Annotated in this window: 19 protein-coding genes; 9 read left to right on the top strand and 10 right to left on the bottom strand. The window is 72.9% G+C overall.

Annotated elements, in window-relative coordinates; translation table 11 throughout:
- Positions 1-90: 90 nt before the first annotated feature.
- Positions 91-294, bottom strand: coding sequence for a hypothetical protein (locus LG396_RS15235; RefSeq protein WP_225795169.1), 204 nt, complete (start codon positions 292-294; stop codon positions 91-93).
- Between the two features lie 93 nt (positions 295-387).
- Here LG396_RS15235 and LG396_RS15230 point away from each other — a divergent pair, with 93 nt between their 5' ends.
- Entirely contained in the window at positions 388-1,362 is a 975-nt protein-coding gene (locus LG396_RS15230; RefSeq protein WP_225795168.1) for a GlxA family transcriptional regulator, read from the top strand.
- Between the two features lie 25 nt (positions 1,363-1,387).
- Here LG396_RS15230 and LG396_RS15225 read toward each other — a convergent pair whose 3' ends face one another.
- Both LG396_RS15225 and LG396_RS15220 read right to left on the bottom strand, forming a co-directional pair.
- A complete protein-coding gene (locus LG396_RS15225; RefSeq protein WP_037740412.1) occupies positions 1,388-1,801 on the bottom strand; it encodes a RidA family protein in 414 nt (137 codons plus the stop codon).
- Entirely contained in the window at positions 1,798-2,547 is a 750-nt protein-coding gene (locus tag LG396_RS15220) for an IclR family transcriptional regulator (protein WP_018834584.1), read from the bottom strand. Before LG396_RS15220 ends, LG396_RS15225 begins: the two co-directional genes overlap by 4 nt.
- A 96-nt stretch (positions 2,548-2,643) precedes the next feature.
- Between LG396_RS15220 and LG396_RS15215 the strand changes: the two genes are divergently transcribed.
- Positions 2,644-3,972 (top strand): alanine racemase, encoded by a 1,329-nt coding sequence (locus LG396_RS15215; RefSeq protein WP_225795167.1) that lies wholly within the window; start codon positions 2,644-2,646, stop codon positions 3,970-3,972.
- Positions 3,973-3,994: 22 nt separating this feature from the next.
- Positions 3,995-5,587 carry an N-acyl-D-amino-acid deacylase family protein gene (locus LG396_RS15210; protein ID WP_225795166.1) on the top strand — a complete coding sequence of 531 codons (1,593 nt, stop codon included), beginning with the start codon at positions 3,995-3,997 and terminating at the stop codon, positions 5,585-5,587.
- Here the strand turns inward: LG396_RS15210 and LG396_RS15205 are convergent.
- Positions 5,520-7,595 (bottom strand): P-loop NTPase fold protein, encoded by a 2,076-nt coding sequence (locus tag LG396_RS15205; RefSeq protein ID WP_225795165.1) that lies wholly within the window; start codon positions 7,593-7,595, stop codon positions 5,520-5,522. The genes LG396_RS15210 and LG396_RS15205 overlap by 68 nt on opposite strands.
- Before the next feature lie 119 nt (positions 7,596-7,714).
- Here LG396_RS15205 and LG396_RS15200 point away from each other — a divergent pair, with 119 nt between their 5' ends.
- The 4 genes from LG396_RS15200 to LG396_RS15185 all read left to right on the top strand — a co-directional run bounded on the left by LG396_RS15200 (position 7,715) and on the right by LG396_RS15185 (position 12,129).
- Entirely contained in the window at positions 7,715-8,926 is a 1,212-nt protein-coding gene (locus tag LG396_RS15200) for a pyridoxal phosphate-dependent aminotransferase (protein WP_018842641.1), read from the top strand.
- 84 nt (positions 8,927-9,010) lie between these two features.
- Positions 9,011-9,904 (top strand): sigma-70 family RNA polymerase sigma factor, encoded by an 894-nt coding sequence (locus tag LG396_RS15195; RefSeq protein ID WP_225795164.1) that lies wholly within the window; start codon positions 9,011-9,013, stop codon positions 9,902-9,904.
- A 119-nt stretch (positions 9,905-10,023) separates the two neighbouring features.
- Positions 10,024-10,539: a carboxymuconolactone decarboxylase family protein gene (locus tag LG396_RS15190; RefSeq protein WP_225795163.1), complete on the top strand. Its 516-nt coding sequence runs from the start codon at positions 10,024-10,026 to the stop codon at positions 10,537-10,539.
- Positions 10,540-10,638: 99 nt separating this feature from the next.
- Entirely contained in the window at positions 10,639-12,129 is a 1,491-nt protein-coding gene (locus LG396_RS15185) for an MFS transporter (RefSeq protein ID WP_225795162.1), read from the top strand.
- 70 nt (positions 12,130-12,199) lie between these two features.
- Here the strand turns inward: LG396_RS15185 and LG396_RS15180 are convergent, their stop codons facing one another.
- The 3 genes from LG396_RS15180 to LG396_RS15170 all read right to left on the bottom strand — a co-directional run bounded on the left by LG396_RS15180 (position 12,200) and on the right by LG396_RS15170 (position 13,998).
- Complete coding sequence (locus tag LG396_RS15180) at positions 12,200-12,787, bottom strand: hypothetical protein (RefSeq protein WP_225795161.1); 588 nt, start codon at positions 12,785-12,787, stop codon at positions 12,200-12,202.
- A 106-nt stretch (positions 12,788-12,893) separates the two neighbouring features.
- The gene (locus tag LG396_RS15175) at positions 12,894-13,487 is read right to left on the bottom strand and encodes a hypothetical protein (RefSeq protein ID WP_225795160.1); all 594 of its coding nucleotides are present in this window, start codon (positions 13,485-13,487) and stop codon (positions 12,894-12,896) included.
- Entirely contained in the window at positions 13,480-13,998 is a 519-nt protein-coding gene (locus LG396_RS15170; protein ID WP_037741073.1) for a SigE family RNA polymerase sigma factor, read from the bottom strand. The genes LG396_RS15175 and LG396_RS15170 overlap by 8 nt, the downstream gene beginning before the upstream one ends.
- Before the next feature lie 201 nt (positions 13,999-14,199).
- Between LG396_RS15170 and LG396_RS15165 the strand changes: the two genes are divergently transcribed.
- Positions 14,200-16,302, top strand: a complete 2,103-nt coding sequence (locus LG396_RS15165) for a thioredoxin domain-containing protein (RefSeq protein ID WP_225795159.1) — start codon at positions 14,200-14,202, stop codon at positions 16,300-16,302.
- Between the two features lie 269 nt (positions 16,303-16,571).
- Here LG396_RS15165 and LG396_RS15160 read toward each other — a convergent pair whose 3' ends face one another.
- The 3 genes from LG396_RS15160 to trhA all read right to left on the bottom strand — a co-directional run bounded on the left by LG396_RS15160 (position 16,572) and on the right by trhA (position 19,425).
- Positions 16,572-18,083: an MFS transporter gene (locus LG396_RS15160; RefSeq protein WP_225795248.1), complete on the bottom strand. Its 1,512-nt coding sequence runs from the start codon at positions 18,081-18,083 to the stop codon at positions 16,572-16,574.
- Between the two features lie 174 nt (positions 18,084-18,257).
- The gene (locus LG396_RS15155; RefSeq protein ID WP_225795158.1) at positions 18,258-18,593 is read right to left on the bottom strand and encodes a hypothetical protein; all 336 of its coding nucleotides are present in this window, start codon (positions 18,591-18,593) and stop codon (positions 18,258-18,260) included.
- A gap of 142 nt (positions 18,594-18,735) precedes the next feature.
- Positions 18,736-19,425 carry a PAQR family membrane homeostasis protein TrhA gene (gene trhA, locus LG396_RS15150; protein WP_018834596.1) on the bottom strand — a complete coding sequence of 230 codons (690 nt, stop codon included), beginning with the start codon at positions 19,423-19,425 and terminating at the stop codon, positions 18,736-18,738.
- Positions 19,426-19,669: 244 nt separating this feature from the next.
- On the opposite strand from trhA, the gene LG396_RS15145 reads away from it, so the two are divergent.
- A complete protein-coding gene (locus LG396_RS15145; protein WP_100299150.1) occupies positions 19,670-21,478 on the top strand; it encodes a phosphoenolpyruvate carboxykinase (GTP) in 1,809 nt (602 codons plus the stop codon).
- Positions 21,479-21,675 lie beyond the last annotated feature (197 nt).

The following is a 21,675-nucleotide window of genomic DNA, read 5'->3' as shown; positions in this document are numbered from 1 at the left end:
AGGAGGGCGAGTACTGCGGCTGACGCCGGCGGCGCGCCCCCGCGGGCGGGGGCGCGCCGTGCCGTACGGGCCGGGGGCCGGGTCCGGCGGTCAGGCGGCGCGGCCGTAGCCGGCGAGCGCGTCCCGGGCGGAGGTCTCGCGGGCGGGCGCCGCCTGCGCGCCGCGCTCGGCGGCCTTGAGCCGGCGTGCGGCGTTGCGCTCGCGCCGGTCGAAGTAGAGGGCGGGGCCGACCAGGATCGCGGCCATGAGGATCAGGACCAGGGTGCCGACGGTGTAGTCGAGGATCGCGTTCATGTCCTCTACGGTCCCGGATCCTTGCACACACAAACAGTGGCAGCTCTGCCATAGGGCTTCGAATTACTGCCAGGCGTGCGGCATACTGTCCGCATGCTCTCCAAAGTGGTGTGTCTGCTCACCGACGAGGTCAACGCCTTCGAGCTGGGCGTCATCTGCGAGGTCTTCGGCATGGACCGCCGCGAGGAGGGCCTGCCGGTCTACGACTTCTCCTTCGCCGCCCCCCGCCCGGGCCGCGTCACCGTCCACCCCGGCCTGCCCGTCGAGGTGGCGCACGGCCTGGAGCAGTTCGCCGGCGCCGACCTGATCGCCGTCCCGGCCGGCCAGGAGTTCGCGTACCGCGACTTCCCGCCCGAGCTGCTGCACGCGCTGCGCGAGGCCGTCGCGCGCGGCACGAAGGTGCTGAGCGTGTGCACCGGCGGGTTCCTGCTCGCCCAGGCCGGGCTGCTGGACGGCCGCCGCTGCACGACGCACTGGATGTTCGCCGACCGCCTCAAGCGCGAGTACCCGCGGGCGCTCGTCGAACCGGACGTCCTCTACGTCGTCGACGGCCCGGTGCTCACCTCCGCCGGCACCGCCTCCGGCATCGACGCCTGCCTCGCCCTCGTCCGCGAGGAGCAGGGCAGCAAGGTGGCCAACGCCATCGCCCGCCGCATGGTCGTACCGCCGCACCGCGACGGCGGCCAGGCGCAGTACATCGACCGGCCGGTGCGCGGCATGTGCGACGACGACGCCATCGGCCGGGTGCTGGCCTGGCTGCAGGAGCACCTGGACGAGGACGCGACGGTGGAGCAGCTCGCGGCGCGGGCGCATCTGGCGCCGCGTACGTTCGCCCGCCGCTTCCAGCAGGAGACGGGCACGACGCCGTACCAGTGGCTGCTGGGCCAGCGGCTGCTGCTGGCACAGCAGTTGCTGGAGGAGACCGACGCCACGGTGGACGCCATCGCCGCCCGCGCGGGCTTCGGCAACGCGGCGACGCTGCGGCACCACTTCCTGCGCCGGCTGGACACCACGCCGAACGCCTACCGGCGGACGTTCCGCGGCCCGGCCGTCGGCGCGGGGCGCTGACGGCCGGGCCGGGGCGCGGCTCCGGTCAGCCGAGCACGGCCAGGCAGTCGATCTCCACGAGCAGCCCCGCGGGCAGCCCGACGTACACGGTCGTACGCGCGGCCGGCGGCTGCTCCAGCTCCGCGAAGTAGGCGTCGTAGATCTGGTTGAACTCGGCGAAGTGGGCGGTGTCGGTGAGGTACACGCGGATCATCACCGCGTCCTCCCACGACGCGCCGCCCTCCTCCAGCACGGCCTTGACGTTGGACAGCGTCTGCTCGGTCTGCGCACGCAGATCCGGGCCCGCGGGGGTCGGGGGCTTGCCCTCCTCCGCCGGCAGGAAGCCGACCTGTCCTGCGACCTGGAGGATGTTGCCCTTGCGGACGCCCGCGGAGAAGCGCGCCGGCGGCGGTACGTGGGTGGCGGGGGTGACGTCGGTCTTCTTGGCCTTGTCGCTCATGCGGGCACTCTTCCGGAGTAGTCGTCACTGATCGCTGCCGCCGTGCGGCGGAGCTGCGGGAGGAGGGTCATCAGCTCGTCCGCGGTGACGACGACGTTCGGCGCCGACAGGGAGCAGGCGGCGGCGGTACGGCCGTCGGCACCGCGGATGGGGGCGCCGATGCAGTTGATGGACTCCTCGTGGCCGCCGAAGTCGGCGGCCCACCCCTGCTCGCGCACCGCGGCCAGCTCGGCGAGCAGGGCCTGGGCGTCGGGCGTCGAACGGGGGGTGTACATGGGGTATTCGAGCCGCTCGGCGACGGCGCGCCGCTCCGGCTCGGGCAGGTCGGCCAGCAGCAGCTTGGCCACGGCCGCGACGGTGATCGCGACGGGCCGGCCGATGCGCGAGTACATGCGCACCGGGTAGCGGCTGTCGACCTTGTCGATGTACATCACCTCGCGGTCCTCGTAGACCGCGAGGTGCACGGTATGCCCGGTGGCCTCGCCGAGCCGCACCAGGTGCGGGTGGGCGATCTCGCGTACGTCCAGGCTCTCGGCCGCCGCCTGGGCGAGGGCGAAGAGCCGGGCGCCCAGGCGGTAGCGCTGGTCGTCCTGGCGGTAGACCAGGCCGTGCTCATGGAGGGTGCGCAGCAGCCGCATCGCGGTGGTCTTGTGCACGCCGAGCCTCGTCGCGACCTGCTCCAGGCCCGCGGGCCCTTCGGCGAGCATCGGAAGGATGGCGAGTGCGCGGCCGACCGACTGGCTCATCGCGTCCTCCCACCGTGCGCCGTGCCGTCTGCGGCGGCCGGTCCACCGTTGACCAGCCGTTCGCCCGGATGTTAGACAGCGGTGTCGATATACGCAATGCACGTTGCGCGGTGCGCAACCAACCTGCTGGAGGGCTTCATGGCGTCCCTCGCCGAGCTGGCGGAAGAACGTATCGACCACCGCTTCAAGGGCCTGCCGCCCGACGCCGCCGGCCTGACCGCCGGCGATCTGGCCGCCGAGCGGCGGTCGTTGTTCACCGGCGGGTTCACCACCCCCGTGCTCGCGCTCTCCGCGCCCGCGCTGGCGCACAACCTCGGCGCGCTCGCCCGCTTCGCCGCCGCCCACGGCCTGGCCTTCGCGCCGCACGGCAAGACGACGATGGCCCCCCAGCTCTTCGCCCGCCAGGTCGACCAGGGCGCCTGGGGCATCACGGTCGCGGTCCCCCACCAGGCGCGGGTGGCGCGGGCGTTCGGCGTCCGGCGGATCTTCCTCGCCAACGAGCTGGTCGACGCCGCCGCGCTGCGCTGGCTCGCCGCCGAGCTGGCCGCCGACCCGGACTTCCGGCTCGTCTGCTACGTCGACTCGGTGCGCGGCGTCGAGCTGATGGACTCCGCGCTGCGCGCGGCCGGGGCCACCCGTCCGGTGGAGGTCACCGTCGAGCTGGGCGCGGGTCCGGACGCGCGCACCGGGGCCCGTACCGAGGCCGAGTGCCGCGCGGTCGCCGAGGCGGCGGCGCGGGCGGGCACGCTGCGGCTCGTCGGGGTCGCCGGGTACGAGGCGGAGGCGCCGGGCGCGGACGGCGAGGTGGTACGGGGCTGGATGCGGCGGCTGCTGGGCCTGGCCGCGGAGCTGGACGCCGCGGGGCTCTTCGCGGAGACCGACGAGATCGTGGTCAGCGCCGGGGGCAGCGCGTGGTTCGACGCCGTCGCCGACGGCTTCGCGGCGGCGCCGGAGCTGTCGCGGCCGGTGCTGAAGCTGCTGCGCTCGGGGGCGTACATCAGCCACGACGACGGGCACTACAGCCGGGTGACGCCGTTCAACCGGGTGCCCGGGGAGGGTTCGCTGACGCCGGCCTTCCGGCTGTGGACGCAGGTGGTCTCGCGGCCGGAGCCGGGGCAGGCGTTCGTCAACGCCGGCAAGCGGGACGCCGCGTACGACCTGGACCTGCCGGTTCCGGTGGCGGTGCGCCGGTTCGACGCGGCCGGCGGGGCGGGCGCGGAGCGGGCGGCGACGGGGATCACCGTGCGCAAGCTCTCGGACCAGCACGCCTGGCTGGACGTCGCCCCCGACGGCGTCGAGCTGGAGGTCGGGGACTGGGTGGCGCTGGCCCTGTCCCACCCGTGCACGATCTTCGACAAGTGGCAGCTCATCCCGCTGGTGGAGGAGGACGGTACGGTCACGGAGTACGTACGGACCTTCTTCTGAGCGGCACCGGGGGGCGGCAGACATGGACCTGGTGATCCGCGGCGCCCTCGTCGTCGACGGCTCGGGCGCGCCCGGCCGCCGCGCCGACGTGGGGCTGGCCGGCGGCCGGATCGCCGCCGTCGCCCCCCGGCTCACCGGCCGGACCGTCCTCGACGCCGGCGGCCTCGTCCTCGCCCCCGGCTTCGTCGACATGCACGCCCACTCCGACCTCGCCCTGCTGCGCGACCCCGCGCACACCGCCAAGGCCGCGCAGGGCGTGACGCTGGAGGTCATCGGCCAGGACGGGCTGTCCTACGCGCCCGTCGACGACCGCACCCTCGGCGCGCTGCGCAGCCAGATCGCCGGCTGGAACGGCGGCGGGCCCGGCGACGACGCGGTGGCGTTCGACTGGCGCACGGTCGGCGAGTACCTCGACCGCCTCGACCGCGGTCCCGACGGCCCCAGCAGCCCTGGGCTGGCCGTCAACGCCGCGTACCTCGTACCGCAGGGCACCGTGCGGATGCTGGCCCTGGGCTGGGAGGACCGGCCGGCCACGGACGGCGAGCTGGCGCACATGAAGCGGCTCGTCGCCGAGGGGATGGAGCAGGGCGCGGTCGGGATGTCGTCGGGCCTGACGTACACGCCCGGGATGTACGCGCCGACCGCCGAGCTGGCGGAGCTGTGCCGGGTCGTCGCGGCGTACGGCGGCTACTACTGCCCGCACCACCGCTCGTACGGCGCCGGTGCGCTCGGCGCGTACGCCGAGATGCTCGGCCTCGCCCGGGACGCCGGCTGCGCGCTGCACCTCACGCACGCCACCTTGAACTTCGACGTCAACGCCGGCCGCGCCGCCGAGCTGACCGCCCTGCTGGACCGGGCGCTCGCCGAGGGCGTGGACGTCACGCTGGACACGTACCCCTACCTCGCCGGCTGCACCACGCTGGGCGCACTGCTGCCGAGCTGGGCGGCGGTCGGTGGCCCCGAGGCGACGCTCGCACGGCTGCGGGACGCGGACACGGCGGCGCGGATCCGGCACGCGCTGGACGTCGAGGGCTCCGACGGGTCGCACGGGGTGCCGATGGACTGGTCGACGATCGAGGTCTCGGGCACCGGCGACCCGGCGCTCGGGCACTGGGTGGGGCGGCGGCTGCCGGACTTCGAGGCGGCCCGGCGGCTGCTGCTGGACGACCGGCTGGCGACGACGATCCTCCAGCACGTCGGGCACGAGGAGAACGTCCGGGCGATCATGGCCCACCCCGCGCACACGGGCGGCAGCGACGGCATCCTGCACGGCGCGAAGCCCCACCCGCGGGCGTACGGCACCTTCCCGCACTACCTCGGGCACTACGTCCGCGAGCTGGGCGTCCTCACCCTGGAGGAGTGCGTCCACCACCTCACCGCCCGCCCGGCGGCCCGCCTGCGGCTGCCGGACCGGGGACTGGTGCGGGAGGGGTACGTGGCGGACCTGGTGCTGTTCGACCCGGCGACGGTGGCGTCGGGCGCGACGTACGACGAGCCGCGGCGGGGGCCGGTGGGGGTGCCGTACGTACTGGTGGGCGGGGAGTTCGTCATCCGGGAGGGCCGTCGGACGGACGCGGTTCCCGGGCGGACGATTCGGCGCGGCCGAAGAGGTTGACGGCCACGGCGATGTCGTAGGCGTAGCCGAACAGCTCTTCTCCGCTGCTGGTGATCACGGCGTTCAACCGGGCCGCCGCGTCCTGGCGCTCGGGCGTGATCCGGCTGGCAAGGAAGGCGGCGCGCCCGGTGTACGTCCCCGAGTCGCGCCAGCGCCGCAGGTCGTCCAGGCCGACGGACCGGTCGGGGCCGAGGGTGATGTCGGTGATCAGCAGGTCGAACGGGAGGCCGGCCATCTCCCGCTCGGCCTCCGCGCGGCCGCGCACGACCACGACCCTGCCGCCGGCGTCGCGCAGCAGACCGATGTGGGCCCCGTTGTGGTCGGGGCGGTCGTCGATCCACAGGATCCGCATGCCCTCCAGCACGAGCGGGGACCCGCCGCGGGCGGCGTCGGTGTCGCCCATCGACGGCGGCTCGATGTGGTCCGGACTGGAGAAGGCGGGGCGGGAGTAGCCCAGGCGCGGTGTCCGCCCGCTCCGGGCCGGCGGAGGCTGCGCATGGCTCGCCACCGGCCGGGAGGGCTCAGGGAACCGCCCCGCCCCCGCGGGCCCGCCGAGGGTGCCGGAGATCATGCCCCTCTCGTCCACGTACACGGCCCCCACCGGCTGCGCCTGCCCCGCCCCCGCCAGGGCCGCCGGCGCGCCCTCGCGGAGCAGGACCAGCAGACGCTCCGCGTCCGGCAGCCGGAGCAGCTCCCCCAGTAACGACGTGAACCCCTTGTCGGCGGCGTGCTCCGGGAAGCCGACCGGCAGCCGCCGCTCCAGCTGCTCCAGCGCCTGCGCCGGGTCCTGCTCCGGCACGGGCGCCGACAGCTCGTACTGCTCGAAGAAGGTGCCCGTCTCGGCGACCGAGGCGAACTCCGGCGACGCACCCGGCGCGGGCGGTGAGACCGGCGACAGGAGCGCGCGGCGGACCCGGCGGTACGTCGAGAACTCCTGCACCACGTCGCCGCCCGGGGCGCCCGCCGCGCCGGTCATCATCCGGTAGAACTCCGGATAGAAGTACTGCAGCAGCAGCGTCCTGATGACCGCCTCCGGGCGGAACCCGGACCACACCGGGTTCAGCGTGGCCTCCAGGACGAAGCCGTTCACCAGCCGCTTGATCCGCCGCGGATTGCGGCCGGACCGCTCCACCAGCAGCTTCTTCAGCTCGTCGTCGAGGATGCCGTGGATGCCCGCGGTGCGGGCGCACCACTCGACGTAGCGGCCGACGCCGTCGTTGTCCGCGACGGGGATGCGGTAGCTGGTCTGGAAGATCTTCTCCATGAACGCAGAACCCGCCGGCGACAGGTCGCGCAGCAGCCCGTTGGGGCCGAGCGCGGAGCGGTCGCAGCCGACGACGAAGACGAGTCCGGGCACGTCGAGGTAGACCTTCAGGGCCTCGCAGACGGCGAGGACGGTCTCCTCGGAGCAGCGGTCGAGGTCGTCGATGAAGACGACCAGCAGCCGCCGCGGCCGGTTCCCGGCCCACTCGCGGGCCATGCGCTCGATGTCCTCGCGCATCCCGTTGCGCGCCTCGGGGCCCGCGTCCCAGCTGGTCCACAGCTCGTCGACGAGCCCGGCCGCGCCGAGCGCCCCGCCGAGCGCCGTGGTGACGGCGCGTAGGCCGCGCACCACCGTGCGTCCGCGGGACATCCGCGCCAGCGCACGCTTGAGGGTGCGGCGCTCGAAGCGGACGAGGACCGACTTGACCAGCCCTTCGAGGGCGTCGGCACCGGTGGAGGTCCAGGCGTTGTACCAGACGGTCTCGACGTCGGGCTCGGCCCGCAGCCGGGCGTCGACCAGGCGCATCAGGCTGGACTTGCCCATCCCCCAGCCGGCGTCGACGGCGAGGGTGAAAGGCGTCGAGGCGCGGGAGGCGTGCAGCAGCCGGGCGAGCTGGGCGGCGGCCGGACCGGTGCCGAGGACGTCGTCCCCGGGGGCGGCCACGGGCTCGTCGTTGACGAGGGCGAGCGTGCCCTCGCCGAGGGTGGCGAACGTCGGTGCGCCGGTGGGAGGTTGGGCCGCCATCCGGGCATTGTGGCAGGTGCGGCGGGGCCCGGGAGGGCGGTCGGACATGTGACCGGGCTCGCACACGGGGCGCCGGTTATCCGGAGGCGGGGTGCCGGGACGGCCCGTACAGTGGCCGCATGCAGGTGATCCAGTCAACGAAGCTCGCCAACGTCTGCTACGACATCCGGGGCCCCGTGCTCGAAGAGGCGATGCGGCGCGAGGCGGCAGGTCACCAGATCCTCAAGCTGAACATCGGGAACCCGGCCCCGTTCGGCTTCGAGTGCCCGCCGGAGATCCTGGAGGACCTCCTCCGCACGGCGGGCAGCGCCCACGGGTACGGCGACTCCAAGGGCATCCTGCCCGCCCGCCGCGCCGTGATGCAGCACTACCAGACCAAGGGCATCGACCTGGACGTCGAGGACGTCTTCCTCGGCAACGGCGTCTCCGAGCTGATCCAGATGTCCATGCAGGCCCTCCTCAACGACGGCGACGAGGTCCTGATCCCGGCCCCGGACTACCCGCTGTGGACGGCCGCGGTCTCCCTGGCCGGCGGCACCCCGGTGCACTACCACTGCGACGAGCAGGCCGACTGGATGCCCGACCTCGACGACATCGAGCGCCGCATCACGGACCGCACCCGCGCCCTGGTCGTCATCAACCCGAACAACCCCACCGGCGCCGTCTACGACGCGGAGATGATGCGCGGCCTGACCGACATCGCCCGCCGGCACGGCCTCGTGGTGTGCTCCGACGAGATCTACGACAAGATCCTCTACGACGGCGCCACCCACGCCCCCACCGCGACGTACGCCCCCGACCTGCTGGTCCTCACCTTCAACGGCCTCTCCAAGGCGTACCGAGTGGCCGGCTACCGCAGCGGCTGGCTGGCGGTCTGCGGCCCGAAGCAGGACGCCCGCAGCTACCTGGAGGGCCTGACGATCCTGGCGAACATGCGCCTGTGCGCCAACGTCCCCGCCCAGCACATCGTCGCCACCGCCCTCGGGGGCCGCCAGTCGATCAAGGACCTGATCCTCCCGGGCGGCCGCCTCCTGGTCCAGCGCGACACCGCGTACGAGCTGCTCACCCAGATCCCGGGCGTCACCTGCGTGAAGCCCAAGGGCGCCCTCTACGCCTTCCCCCGCCTGGACCCCAAGGTCCACAAGATCAAGGACGACGCCCGCTTCGTCCTCGACCTCCTGCGCGCGGAGAACATCCTCCTGGTCCAGGGCACCGGCTTCAACTGGCCCCGCCCGGACCACTTCCGCATCGTCACCCTCCTCGAAAAGGACGGCCTGACGGACGCCATCACCCGCATCGGCACCTTCCTGGACGGCTACCGCCAGCGCTAGCCCGCCCGCTTCAGCGGGCCGGCTGTGTCACCTTCCCCGGGTCCCGAACGTCAGTGACACACCATCGCTCCGTCGGAAGGTCGCGTGACCGTGGACCCCACTGAATTCCTGGCTGCCCGCTTCGACGAGCAGCGTCCGCATCTGAAGGCGGTCGCGTACCGCATGCTCGGTTCGCTGGCCGAGGCCGACGACGCGGTCCAGGAGGCGTGGCTGCGGCTGGCCCGGTCCGACGAGCGGGAGATCGAGAACCTGGCCGGCTGGCTCACCACCGTGGTGGGCCGGATCTGTCTGGACATGCTCAGGGCGCGCAAGCGCCTGGGTGAGGAGTCGCTGGACGCGCGGCTGCCCGATCCCGTCGTCAGCCGCGAGGACGGGACCGACCCCGAGCAGCAGGCGCTGGTGGCCGACTCGGTCGGGCTGGCGCTGCTGGTGGTACTGGAGTCGCTCAGTCCGGCCGAGCGGCTGGCGTTCGTCCTGCACGACATGTTCGGTCTGCCCTTCGACCAGATCGCGCCGATCGTCGACCGCACGCCCGCCACGGCGAAGAAGCTGGCCAGCCGGGCGCGGCAGCGGGTCCGGGGCGCGGCGCCGCCCGCGGACCCGGATCCGGCCGACCAGCGCCGGGTGGTGGACGCCTTCCTGTCCGCCGCGCGGGGCGGCGACTTCGAGGGGCTGCTGTCGCTCCTCGATCCCGACGTGGTGCTGCGCGCGGACGGCGGCGTGCTCACCGGGGGGCTGCGGGTCATCCGCGGCGCCGGTGCCGTGGCGGGGCAGGATGCCACGTTCCGGCGCATGGCCACGGCCGCGGCCGCGCACCCCGCGCGGGTCAACGGTCTCGCGGGGCTGGTCAACACCATCGACGGCGAGTTGGTCTCCGTCATGAGCTTCACCGTCGCGGGCGGCAGGATCGCCGCCATCGACATCCTCTCCGACCCCGAGCGCCTGGCCCTGCTCGACCTGGACACCGCGGCCGGCTGATCCCGCCCCAGAACGGTTCCGCCGGCCGGTCACCTTCCCCCCCGTCCCCGACGTCAGTGCGGTGAACGAGCCGATCGGGCGGGCTCCGACGGCCCGCCCCGCCGAAGGGACACCCACCCGTGCACACTCCTGAGCAGGCCGCCGAGGCCCGCACCTCCCGCTTGCCCGATCCGCAGCAGCTCGTCCCCGAACTCGGCGACATCAGCGCCGCGCTGTTCAAGGCCGCAGGCAACGGGGCCGTCCCGCGGAGCACCGTCGGGCTGGCCCACCTGCGCGCGGGGCAGCTCGTCGGGAACACGTACCTGACGGTCCTGCACACCGCCAACCTGCGCCGCGCGGAGGTGCCGGAGGAGAAGATCACCGCCGTCGCGTCCTGGCGGGACGCCCCGTACTTCACCGAGGCCGAGCGGGTCGCGCTGGAGCTGGTGGAGGCCGTGCTCACGCCAGGCACGGACGGGCCGCGGGTCCCCGACGAGCTGTACGCGCGGGCGGAGGCGCAGTACGACGACAAGGCGCTGGCCACGCTCGCGATGGCGATCGGGCAGGTCGGCTTCTTCATCCCGCTCGCGCTGATCGGAAGGCCGCTGCCCGGTGCCGCGCCCGCGGAGCAGTGGCGCCCGGCGAAGACCGCGTAGCGCCAGGACACCTCCCCGGAGGCCGCCCACGGCCGCCGCCCTCCCGGCGGCGGCCGGTCCGCCTCACGTCACGTACGCAGCCGAAGGGTTACCGCCGTCATGACTTCCGCACGCCCCTCCGCGCCCCCGAACCCGTCGGGGGCCGTCCTCGCGTTCCTCTGCCTGGGCCAGTTCATGGTCTTCCTCGACGTGTCGATCGTGAACCTGGCACTGCCCTCCATCCGGGAGGCGCTCGGGATGTCCGAGGTCAGCCAGGAGTACATCGTCACCGCGTACGCCACCGTGCTCGGCGGCTTCCTGCTCCTCGCCGGCCGGCTGGGGGACACCTTCGGCCGACGCCCGCTGCTCCAGGCCGGCTTCGTCGTCTTCGCGCTGGCCTCGCTGGCCGCCGGCCTCGCGGTCGACGGCCCCATGCTGATCGCCGCGCGCGCGGTCCAGGGCCTCGGCTCGGCGCTGATCGCCCCGTCCGCGCTGGCGCTGCTGACGAGCAGCTTCCCCGAGGGGCCGCAGCGCAACAAGGCGCTCGGCGTGTGGGGTTCGCTGGCGGGCATCGCCTCGATCGCGGGCGTCATCCTCGGCGGGCTGCTCGCCGACGGGCCCGGCTGGGAGTGGATCTTCTACCTCAACGTGCCCCTCGGCCTGGGCGCCGCGCTGGCCGCGCCCCGGATCGTCCCGGACAGCCGGGGCGCGGAGCGGGAACGCCGCCGCCCGTTCGACACCTTCGGCGCGCTGACGCTCACTTGCGGGCTGCTGCTGCTCATCTTCACGCTCGGCGAGGCCACCCGCATCGGCTGGGCGACCGGCCGCACACTCGGCAGCCTGGCCGGTGTCGCCGTCCTGCTCACGTCGTTCGTCGTCATCGAGTCCCGGGCGGCGGCGCCGATCATGCCGCTGGGGTTCGTACGCAGGAAGACGATCCGCATCGCGAACATCTCGGCGGTGCTGGTCTTCGGCACCTTCTCGGCGCTGTTCTTCTTCGCCAGCATCTTCATGCAGCAGGTCTACGGCTACTCGCCGCTCAAGGCGGGGTTCGCGTACCTGCCGCTGGCCGTGGCCGTCGCGGCGGGCGCGGCGGTGGCCTCCGCGCTGCTGGCGAAGCTGGCGGCGCGGACGGTGCTGATGGCCGGCCTCGCCACCACCGTCACCGGGCTGATGCTGATGTGGCGGGCCCCGGCGGGCGGCGCGTACGCCGCGGACCTGCTGGCGCCGTTCGTCCTGCTCGGCCTCGGCTGCGGGATGGTGTACGTGACGCTGCAGATCGCGGCGTTCACCGGGCTGAACGAGGCGGAGGCCGGAACCGGCGCCGGGCTGATCAACACCAGCCAGGAGGCGGGCGGCGCGCTCGGCCTCGCGATCATCACGACCGTCGCGTACAGCGGTCTGTCCGCAGACCTCGCGGCCGCCGGCGGTGACCCGCAGCTGGTCGTGGCGGCCCAGGAGGCCGCCAACCACGACGCGTTCCTGGCGGCGGCGGCGGGCGGCTCCGCCGCCCTGGTCATCGCGGCCCTGCTGATGCCCCGCGACCGCAGGACCGCCACCGCCGCACAGACCGCCACCGACCGGAGCCGGGCCGGCGAACCAGTGAGGTGATCCCACAAGCGGGCCCCTCAACCGCGCCCCGTCTCCTGCGCCGTACCCGGGCGGCTCGCGCGTGCGTGACTCACGGCCTGTACTGGGACTGCAGCCTGGCCACCTGTCCCTCTCCGTCGAAGCTCAGGTCGTACCCGATGCCTGCGGAGAGCCCGGGGTCCAGTTGCTTCAGCAGGGTGACGAACTCGTTCTGGGAGGACGGCAGAGGCTCGCCCCGGCTGACACCGGAGGCGTCGTCGCCGCGCACGGGTGTCGTGAGCAGGACCCGGGCGTCCTTGACCATGGTCACCGGGGTGAAGTCCCCTTCGCCGGGGATGATCTCCCAGGTGTCGAACTGAGTGTTGATCTTCTTCTGGGCGGGCCGCACCGACAGGTGGGTCAGTCCGCCCTCACGCCAGGCGTCTTCGATCGTGACGAACTGCTTGGTACCGGCCCACGGGGTCTTACCCGTCGATGGCCGCTCGTCCTGCGAACCTTCCCCCTCGTCAGGCGAAACGGCCCTCCCACCACCGTCGGCCGGTTCGGTGTGCGCCGCCGCGACCGCGGTGGGACCGTCCGCGGTCTCCTGGCCGTTCTCCCCGCATCCCGTCAGGGCGAGGGCTCCGAAAGTGGCAACGGTGAGCAGGCACAGGGTGGCCCGGCGGTGTGCGGCAGTCATGGCAGCGTTCTCCTGGAAGCCGGTGTGGTGGGAGTTACACGGTCTCTACGCCCCACACCGCCCCGCGGGTTGCATCCTGGTCGGGACTTTCGGCTTCCGCTCACGCTCACTCGACTGTCAGCCAGAACGCTTCCCGCAGTGACTGAATCCGCCCCTCACCGTCGTAGTCGATCGCGAAGGCCCACCGTGGGGCGCCCTGCAGCCGGTCCACCAGATCGCCCAGCCGCACGTCCCGCGGCTCCCCGCCGGCGGCCTGCTCCACCTCGACCGGTGTCCGCGGCGAAAGAGTCACCTGGTGCACCACTCCGGTGGGTACGGCCTTTCCCTGCTCGGCACGAAGCTGTTCCACAGTGACCTCGACCGCGTCCACCAGCAACTTCGCGTCGTACACATAGCCCAGTTCGCTGGCGTACTCCTCCCCCGGGCCCGGTGTCGGCGGTACGAACGAGGGCGTGCTCCGCGACGGCGCCGGATCCGCGGCGGTCGTCGCGGGCTCCCGGCCAGGACCGACCAGCGACACGCCTCCCACGACGACAGCGGTGGCAAGGAGCAGGCCGCCGGATATCCGGGCTGCCCGTCGACGGTGCCGACGCCGGTCACCGCGCAGCCGGATCTGCTCCGCGGCCAGCGGTACGGCGAGTCGCCGGCCCTCGGCGGCCAGGCCGGCGAGGTGCTCGTCCAAGCTTGTCTCGTCAGCCACGCTCCACCTCCGAGAATCGCTTCGTGCGCAGATCCAGTTCGGTATCGGCCAGGATCTTCGCCAGTGCGGCCCGCCCCCGGCTCAACTGTGCCTTGACCGTACCGACGGGGCAGTTGGTCTCGGCAGCCACCTGCCTCACCTCCAGATCGCACAGGTGATGGAGCACGATGGCCCGCCGCTGCGCCGCAGGGATCTGCCGCAGGGCCTGCACCAGCAGCACATGATGGATGTCGGGCGGCGGCACGTCAGGGGGCGGCCCCTGGTGCCGCGTGAAGGAGAGCGCGGTTCGCACTCGCCGCCACCGGCTGACTGCCAGCCGCCAGGCCACGGTACGCACCCACGCCTCCGGCGCACCCTCCTCGTCCAGCTGTGCCCGGTGCTCCCAGGCCCGGACGAAAGCTTCCTGGACCACGTCCTGCGCCTCAGCACGGTCGCCGGTCATGGCGTACAACTGGCCGATGAGTCGCCCTGCGCTCCCGGCATAAAAGGCGTCGAACGCCTGCTCGTCCATCCTCCGCCTGCAGCCCTCGGCCATCGCACGTTTGTTCAATCGTGTGAACGGTGCCACCTGCACGTCTGTGACGCAAGGATCCCGCCTCGCCCCGGGGTTCACGTGCTTGGTGGCGCACCGTGCCGGCCACCTGTTCATCGGCGCTTTCCGGAGGTCCGGTGATTACCCGGGCCGACCGCGGAATCGTGCGACCATGCCAGCGTGAATCGACTTGCCGGCTCTCAGTCCCCCTACCTGCTCCAGCACGCCGACAACCCGGTCGACTGGTGGCCCTGGTCACCGGAGGCTTTCGAGGAGGCGCGGCGGCGGGACGTGCCCGTGCTGCTGTCGGTGGGGTACGCCTCCTGCCACTGGTGCCACGTCATGGCGCGGGAGTCCTTCGCCGACGAGGCCACCGCCGCGGAGCTGAACGCCGGTTTCGTCAGCATCAAGGTGGACCGCGAGGAGCGGCCGGACGTCGACGCCGTGTACATGGAGGCGGTGCAGGCCGCGACCGGGCAGGGTGGGTGGCCGATGACGGTGTTCCTCACCCCCGACGCGGAGCCGTTCTACTTCGGCACGTACTTCCCGCCGCGCCCGCGGGGCGGCATGCCCGCGTTCCGGCAGGTGCTGCAGGGCGTCGCGGGGGCGTGGGCGGACCGGCGGGGCGAGGTCGACGAGGTGGCGGCGCGGGTCGCGGCGGATCTCGCCGGGCGGACGCTGAGCGCGGCCGTGGGCGGCGGCGGGGACGGCGCGCCGGGGGCGGCGGACGTGCACGCGGCGCTGCTGGAGCTGACGAAGGAGTTCGACGCGGTACGGGGCGGGTTCGGCGGTGCGCCGAAGTTCCCGCCGGCGATGGTGCTGGAGTTCCTGCTGCGGCACCACGCCCGTACCGGCTCGGCGGGGGCGCTGGAGATGGTGCAGGCGACCTGCGAGGCGATGGCCCGCGGCGGCATCTACGACCAGCTCGGCGGCGGCTTCGCGCGCTACTCGGTGGACGCGGAGTGGGTCGTCCCGCACTTCGAGAAGATGCTCTACGACAACGCCCTGCTCGCCCGCGTCTACGCCCACCTCTGGCGCGCGACCGGCAGCGAGCTGGCCCGGCGGGTTGCGCTGGAGACCGCGGACTTCCTGGTCCGCGAACTGCGCACCGAGGAGGGCGGCTTCGCCTCCGCGCTCGACGCCGACAGCGACCGGCCGGACGGCGGCGGGCACGCCGAGGGCGCGTACTACGTGTGGACGCCCGACGAGCTGCGCGAGGTCCTCGGAGCGGAGGACGCGGCACTGGCCCGGGCGTACTACGGCGTGCCCGGGGAGCCGGCGGCCGCCACCTTCGAGGAGGGCGCGTCGGTGCTGCAACTGCCCGACACGGGGACGCCGTTCGACGCCGACCGGATCGCCTCCGTACGGGCGCGGCTGAGCGCGGCGCGTGCGGAACGGCCGCGGCCGTTCCGCGACGACAAGGTGGTCACCGCGTGGAACGGGCTGGCCGTCGCCGCCCTCGCCGAGATCGGCGCGTACTTCGACCGGCCCGACCTCGTCGACGCCGCGGTGGCGGCGGCCGACCTGCTGGTACGGGTGCACATGACGGACGGCACCGGCGAGCCGGGCACGGCTGGCCGGCTCGTACGGACCTCGCGCGGCGGGGCGGCCGGCGGCAACGCCGGCGTGCTGGAGGACTACGCCGACGTGGCGGAGGGCTTCCTCGCGCTCACCGCCGTCACCGGCGAGGGGACGTGGCTGCACCTCGCGGGCCTGCTCCTCGACACCGTCCTCGACCGGTTCCGGGGCGAGAGCGGCACGATGTACGACACCGCCGACGACGCCGAGCGGCTCATCCGGCGCCCCCAGGACCCGACGGACAACCCGACGCCCTCCGGCTGGACGGCGTCCGCCGCGGCGCTGCTGTCCTACGCCGCGTACACCGGCAGCGAGCGGCACCGCGAGGCCGCGGAACAGGCCCTCGGCATCGTGGCGAAGCTGGGTCCGCGCGCGCCCCGCTTCGTCGGCTGGGGCCTGGCGGCGGCGGAAGCGGCGCTGGACGGCCCCCGCGAGGTCGCCGTCATCGGCCCCGAGGACGACCCCCGCCGCACGGAGCTGCACCGCACGGCTCTGCTGTCCCCCGCGCCCGGCGCGGTGGTCGCCACCGGCCCGCCGTCCGGTGCGGGCGGCGGCCCCGACGCGGTGCCCCTCCTCGCCGACCGGCCCCTCGTCGGCGGCGCGCCCGCCGCGTACGTCTGCCGGCACTTCGTCTGCGCCGCGCCGGTGACCGGGTCCGAGGAACTGCGCGCCCAGTTGGCCCCCGCCGGACCCCCGCAGGGCTGACGCGCGAGCACCCCTCGGTGCGGCAGGCCGCCCGCACCTCGAAAGGCCGCGCTCACAGGGCCGCGCTCACAGATTCAGGCCGTTGCTCCAGCACCGCCGGCGCCTGGTCGACCGTCTCGACCAGCTCGCCCTCCTGCTCCCCGTCCATCCACGCGAACAGCACCTGGGCCACGGCCCCGAAGACCGCCCCACCACATCAGCCGGTACGCCGCCTGCCGGATGGCCCGGCGGGGGTGGGGCGGCGGGGGTGCGGGACGGTGCCATGCACCTCATTGTCCTGTACCGGATCTGACGGAGGCCATTCCGGCGCCATCGCCCAATCCTCCCTCCCCCGGCGCCGACTGCTCCCCTTTGCCGTCGTCCGGCAGCAGCACGGCGGTGGCGACCGCCGTGAGCAGCGCGGCGATCCCGCAGACCAGCAGGACCAGGTCCATGCCGTGTACGTACGCGGACTCGGCCGACTCCGCGAGCCCCGGGACCCCGAGCCGCTCGGCGACCGCGTGCGCCGCGACCACGGACCCCCGCGCCTCCTCCGCGGCGGCCCCCGGCACCCCCTCGGTGTCGAGCCGGTCCGTGAACACCCCGTTCAGCAGGCTCCCCAGCAGGGCGACCCCGACGGCGGCGCCGACCTGCCGCAGCGTGGTCAGCAGCCCCGTACCGCGCCCCGCCCGGCTCACGGGCAGCGCGCCGAGGGCGGCGTCCGTGGTCGGCACCAGGGCGAACCCGAGGCCGAAGCCGGTGGCGGCCAGCCACACGGCCGTGAAGCCGTACGCCACAGTGACGTCCGAGCGCGCGCCGAGCAGCATCGCGAACGCGAAGACCGCCATCCCCGCGCTGACCACGACCCGTGAGCCGAGCCGGGCCATCATCAGAGGCGCCGCCCGCGCCGCCACCAGCAGCCCCGCCATCAGCGGCATCAGTCGCAGCCCGGTGCCGAACGGGTCGTTGCCCAGCACGGCTTGGAGATACGCCGGCAGCACGAACAGCAGCCCCGCCATCACGAACGTCGCGACGACGGCCACGATCGCGTTCCCGCGGAAGGCGCGGTCACCCAGCAGTTCCAGGTCCAGCATCGGCCGGGCCGCGCGCCGCTCCCGCAGCACCAGCCGGCCGAGGAGCACCGCCGAGCCGGCCAGCGCGCCCGCCACGAGCGGGTCGAACCACCCGCGCGTGGGCCCCTCCATGACGCCGAGGACCAGCCCGCCGAGCCCGAGGACGCTGAGCGCGGTGCTCACCGGGTCGACGCGCGGCGCCGAGGGGTCGCGGGTCTCGGGGACGAGCAGCAGGACCGCGGCGATACCGAGGACGACCAGCGGGATGTTCAGTATGAAGATGGCGCCCCACCAGAAGTGGTCGAGCAGCCAGCCGCCCAGGAGCGGCCCCGCCGGCAGGCCGACGGCCATGCCGGCGGTCACCGCCCCGACGGCCCTGGCGCGTTCCTCGTCGCCGAAGAGCGTGGGGATGACGGAGAGCGCCAGCGGCAAGATGAGCGCGCCGCCCAGGCCCATCACCGTGCGGGCGGCTATCACCGCCTCCGGGGCGGAGGCGAACGGGCCCAGGAGGCTGCCGGCCAGGAAGAGCACCAGCCCGGTGACCAGCATCCGGCGCCGCCCGAACCGGTCCCCCAAGAGCCCCGCGGGCAGCATGCAGGCGGCGAACACCACCGCGTACGAGTCGACGATCCACTGCAGCTCGCCGGTGCCGGCCCCGATGTCCGCGGCCATCGTGGGCAGCGCGACGTTGAGGATCGTCAGGTCGAACCCGAGCACGAGCACGGACATGACGAGTCCGCCGAGAGCCCACCAGCGCGTCCTGGAAGCCACTCGCAAAAGGTAGCAACTCTCAGAATCAACCGCCAGAGTCGCGGGCGACCCGCACGGGGGAAATCGGCGGCGGCAACGGCAAAGGTCCGGCCCGCGCAGGAGGAGGTGCGGGCCGGACCTTGGATTCGCCGCCTAGTGGTTGAAGCTCTGCAGCGGGCCGAACACCACCGTCGCCGAGGGGCTGATCTCGGTGTACGTGTTGCCGGAGATGCGGCTGTTCTTGACGTTGTTCTCGACGTCGATGTCGACCTTGTTCCAGGTCTTGTGGACCTTCTTGTTGAACGAGTTGTGGAACTTGTTGTTCTCCTTGTGGATCTTGTTGAACGACTTGTTGTAGTACTCCTTGCTGCAGCACGACTTGCCGTGCTTCGGGGCGGCGCTGGCCTGGGCCGAAGCCGCGCCGGCACCGGCGAGACCGACCACGACGGCGCCGACGGCCAGGGAGCGAGCGAGCATACGGATACGCATTTCTGCCTCCACGAGAGCGAGGGGGTGGTGGTTCGCCCCGAATAACAGCACCCCCGCGGCTCTTGCGCCCCGAAGTGCGGAAGCCGACACGAGCAGATCACCCGGAAGGCCGGACGTCCGGTACGAACTCCCCCGGCCCGCCTCAGGCGTGGCGGTACGCGACGAGCGAGATACCCACGTAGTGGACGGCGAACGCCGCAAGCGTGAACGAGTGGAAGACCTCGTGGAAGCCGAACCAACGCGGCGACGGGTTCGGCCGCTTGATCCCGTAGATCACGCCGCCCGCGCTGTAGAGCACGCCGCCGACGACCACCAGCACGAGCACCGCGATACCACCCGCGCGCATGAAGTCGGGCAGGAAGAACACCGCCGCCCAGCCCATGGCGATGTAGCACGGGGTGTAGAGCCACCGCGGCGCGCCCACCCACAGCACGCGGAAGGCGATCCCGGCGAGCGCCGCCGCCCAGATGAACCAGAGCAGCGCCTGCTGCCTGCCGCCCTCCAGCAGCAGGATCGTGAACGGCGTGTACGTGCCGGCGATGATCAGGAAGATGTTGGCGTGGTCGAGCCGGCGCAGTACGGCCGTGCCGCGCGGACCCCAGTCGCCGCGGTGGTAGAGCGCGCTCACGCCGAAGAGCAGGCAGGCCGTCAGCGTGTAGACCGCACAGGCCAGCCGGCCGCGCGGGCTCTCCGCCATCGCCGTGAGCAGCACGCCCGCGAACAGCGCCGTCGGGAACATCACCGCGTGCAACCAGCCGCGCAGCCGCGGCTTGAGCACGGCGGCCGCGGCATTCGCGACCCGCTGCAGCTCTCCCTCGCCCGTCGCACTCATGCGCCCATGCTACCTACGCGCCCGTAGGTTACGGCCGCGGGAGTGGCGCTGTTCACTCGGAGCCCGGCTGGACATGACGTCTGAGCTAGCTCATCATCAAACGAGCGCACACCCGACACCGGATGGGCTCATATGAGCGGCAACCGGGTCGGCGCCCCCAAGGGGTAACGGTCTTGAAAACCAGATAGAAGTGACATCAGAGAAAAAGCGCCCAAACCCTCTACATCTGGAGCAAGCAGCACTCATGACCACCCCGACCAAGCACGAAGGGCTCCTCTCCTGGGTCCAGGAGATCGCCGACCTCACCCAGCCCGACGAGATCGTGTGGTGCGACGGCTCCCAGGCGGAGTACGACCGCCTGTGCGCCGGGCTCGTCGCCAAGGGCACGTTCACGAAACTGGACCCGGTCAAGCGGCCCGGTTCGTACTACGCCGCCTCCGACCCGACCGACGTCGCGCGCGTCGAGGACCGTACGTTCATCTGCTCGGAGCAGGAGCAGGACGCCGGGCCCACCAACCACTGGATGGACCCCGCCGAGATGCGCGAGGTCTTCACCGGCGCCTCCGGCGAGGGCGGCCTCTTCCGCGGCGCCATGCGCGGCCGCACCATGTACGTCGTCCCCTTCTGCATGGGCCCGCTGGGCTCCCCGCTCTCCGCTCTCGGCGTCGAGATCACCGACTCCGCGTACGTCGCCACCGCCATGCGCACCATGACGCGCATGGGCCGCCCGGTCCTCGACGAACTGGGCGACGACGGCTTCTTCGTCAAGGCCGTCCACTCCGTCGGCGCGCCCCTGGAGCCCGGGCAGCAGGACGTGCCCTGGCCGTGCAACTCGACGAAGTACATCTCCCACTTCCCCGAGACCCGCGAGATCTGGTCGTACGGATCCGGCTACGGCGGCAACGCCCTGCTGGGCAAGAAGTGCTACGCCCTGCGCATCGCCTCCGTCATGGCCCGCGACGAGGGCTGGCTCGCCGAGCACATGCTCGTGCTGAAGCTCACCCCGCCGCGCGGGGAGTCCAAGTACGTGGCTGCCGCGTTCCCGTCGGCCTGCGGCAAGACCAACCTCGCGATGCTGGAGCCGACCACCCGCGGCTGGACCGTGGAGACCATCGGCGACGACATCGCCTGGATGCGCTTCGGCGAGGACGGCCGGCTGTACGCCATCAACCCCGAGGCCGGCTTCTTCGGCGTCGCACCCGGCACCGGCGAGCACACCAACGCCAACGCCATGAAGACCCTGTGGGGCAACTCCGTCTTCACCAACGTCGCCCTCACCGACGACGGCGACGTGTGGTGGGAGGGCATGACGGACGAGCCCCCGGCGCACCTCACGGACTGGCTCGGCAACGACTGGACGCCGCAGTCCGGCACCCCCGCCGCCCACCCCAACGCCCGCTTCACCGTGCCGGCCTCGCAGTGCCCGACGATCGCGCCGGAGTGGGAGGACCCCAGGGGCGTGCCCATCTCGGCGATCCTCTTCGGCGGCCGCCGCGCCACCGCGGTGCCGCTGGTCACCGAGTCCTTCGACTGGCAGCACGGCGTCTTCCTCGGCGCCAACGTCGCCTCCGAGAAGACCGCCGCAGCCGAGGGCAAGGTCGGCGAGCTGCGCCGCGACCCGTTCGCCATGCTGCCGTTCTGCGGCTACAACATGGGCGACTACTTCGGCCACTGGCTGAAGGTGGGCGCCGCCGCGGACGCCGCGAAGCTGCCGAAGATCTACTACGTCAACTGGTTCCGCAAGGACGCCGACGGGTCGTTCGTCTGGCCCGGGTTCGGCGAGAACAGCCGCGTACTGAAGTGGATCGTCGAACGGCTCAACGGTGCGGCCGAGGGCGTCGAGACTCCGATCGGCGTGCTGCCCGCAAAGGGTGCGCTCGACGTGGACGGGCTCGAACTCACCGACGAGCAGCTCGACTTCCTGCTCTCCGTGGACCCCGCGGTCTGGCGTGAGGAGGCCGCGCTGATCCCCGCACACCTGGAGACCTTCGGCGACCACACTCCGAAGGAGCTGTGGGACGAGTACCGCGCCCTGGTCGACCGCCTGGGCTGACCTGGTACGCGGCCGGCCGGACCGGCGGGTGCGACAACGGCGTCGCACCCGCCGGTCCGTGCTTTTTCCGGCTCCCCAATTCCGCTCCCCGACCGGATGCGCGGTGATATCAGCTCTTCATTCACCGCGTCATCCGGCCGAGTTATCCACAGGGGGATGCCGAATGCCCGGGAAACGCGGAAGACTTGGCAGTGCAA

The sequence above is a fragment of the Streptomyces aculeolatus genome (assembly GCF_020400605.1).
Lineage (GTDB): Bacteria > Actinomycetota > Actinomycetes > Streptomycetales > Streptomycetaceae > Streptomyces > Streptomyces aculeolatus.
This window is presented reverse-complemented; position numbering and strand designations above follow the sequence as displayed.

Bases quoted from the DNA above. Each gene is read 5' to 3' on its own strand.
- LG396_RS15205 (WP_225795165.1), bottom strand. From the start codon at position 7,595: ATGGCGGCCCAACCTCCCACCGGCGCACCGACGTTCGCCACCCTCGGC.
- LG396_RS15225 (WP_037740412.1), bottom strand. From the start codon at position 1,801: ATGAGCGACAAGGCCAAGAAGACCGACGTCACCCCCGCCACCCACGTA.
- trhA (WP_018834596.1), bottom strand. From the start codon at position 19,425: ATGAGTGCGACGGGCGAGGGAGAGCTGCAGCGGGTCGCGAATGCCGCG.
- LG396_RS15200 (WP_018842641.1), top strand. From the start codon at position 7,715: ATGCAGGTGATCCAGTCAACGAAGCTCGCCAACGTCTGCTACGACATC.
- LG396_RS15185 (WP_225795162.1), top strand. From the start codon at position 10,639: ATGACTTCCGCACGCCCCTCCGCGCCCCCGAACCCGTCGGGGGCCGTC.
- LG396_RS15230 (WP_225795168.1), top strand. From the start codon at position 388: ATGCTCTCCAAAGTGGTGTGTCTGCTCACCGACGAGGTCAACGCCTTC.
- LG396_RS15145 (WP_100299150.1), top strand. From the start codon at position 19,670: ATGACCACCCCGACCAAGCACGAAGGGCTCCTCTCCTGGGTCCAGGAG.
- LG396_RS15170 (WP_037741073.1), bottom strand. From the start codon at position 13,998: ATGGACGAGCAGGCGTTCGACGCCTTTTATGCCGGGAGCGCAGGGCGA.
- LG396_RS15155 (WP_225795158.1), bottom strand. From the start codon at position 18,593: ATGCGTATCCGTATGCTCGCTCGCTCCCTGGCCGTCGGCGCCGTCGTG.
- LG396_RS15235 (WP_225795169.1), bottom strand. From the start codon at position 294: ATGAACGCGATCCTCGACTACACCGTCGGCACCCTGGTCCTGATCCTC.
- LG396_RS15160 (WP_225795248.1), bottom strand. From the start codon at position 18,083: ATGTCCGTGCTCGTGCTCGGGTTCGACCTGACGATCCTCAACGTCGCG.
- LG396_RS15220 (WP_018834584.1), bottom strand. From the start codon at position 2,547: ATGAGCCAGTCGGTCGGCCGCGCACTCGCCATCCTTCCGATGCTCGCC.
- LG396_RS15210 (WP_225795166.1), top strand. From the start codon at position 3,995: ATGGACCTGGTGATCCGCGGCGCCCTCGTCGTCGACGGCTCGGGCGCG.
- LG396_RS15215 (WP_225795167.1), top strand. From the start codon at position 2,644: ATGCACGTTGCGCGGTGCGCAACCAACCTGCTGGAGGGCTTCATGGCG.
- LG396_RS15180 (WP_225795161.1), bottom strand. From the start codon at position 12,787: ATGACTGCCGCACACCGCCGGGCCACCCTGTGCCTGCTCACCGTTGCC.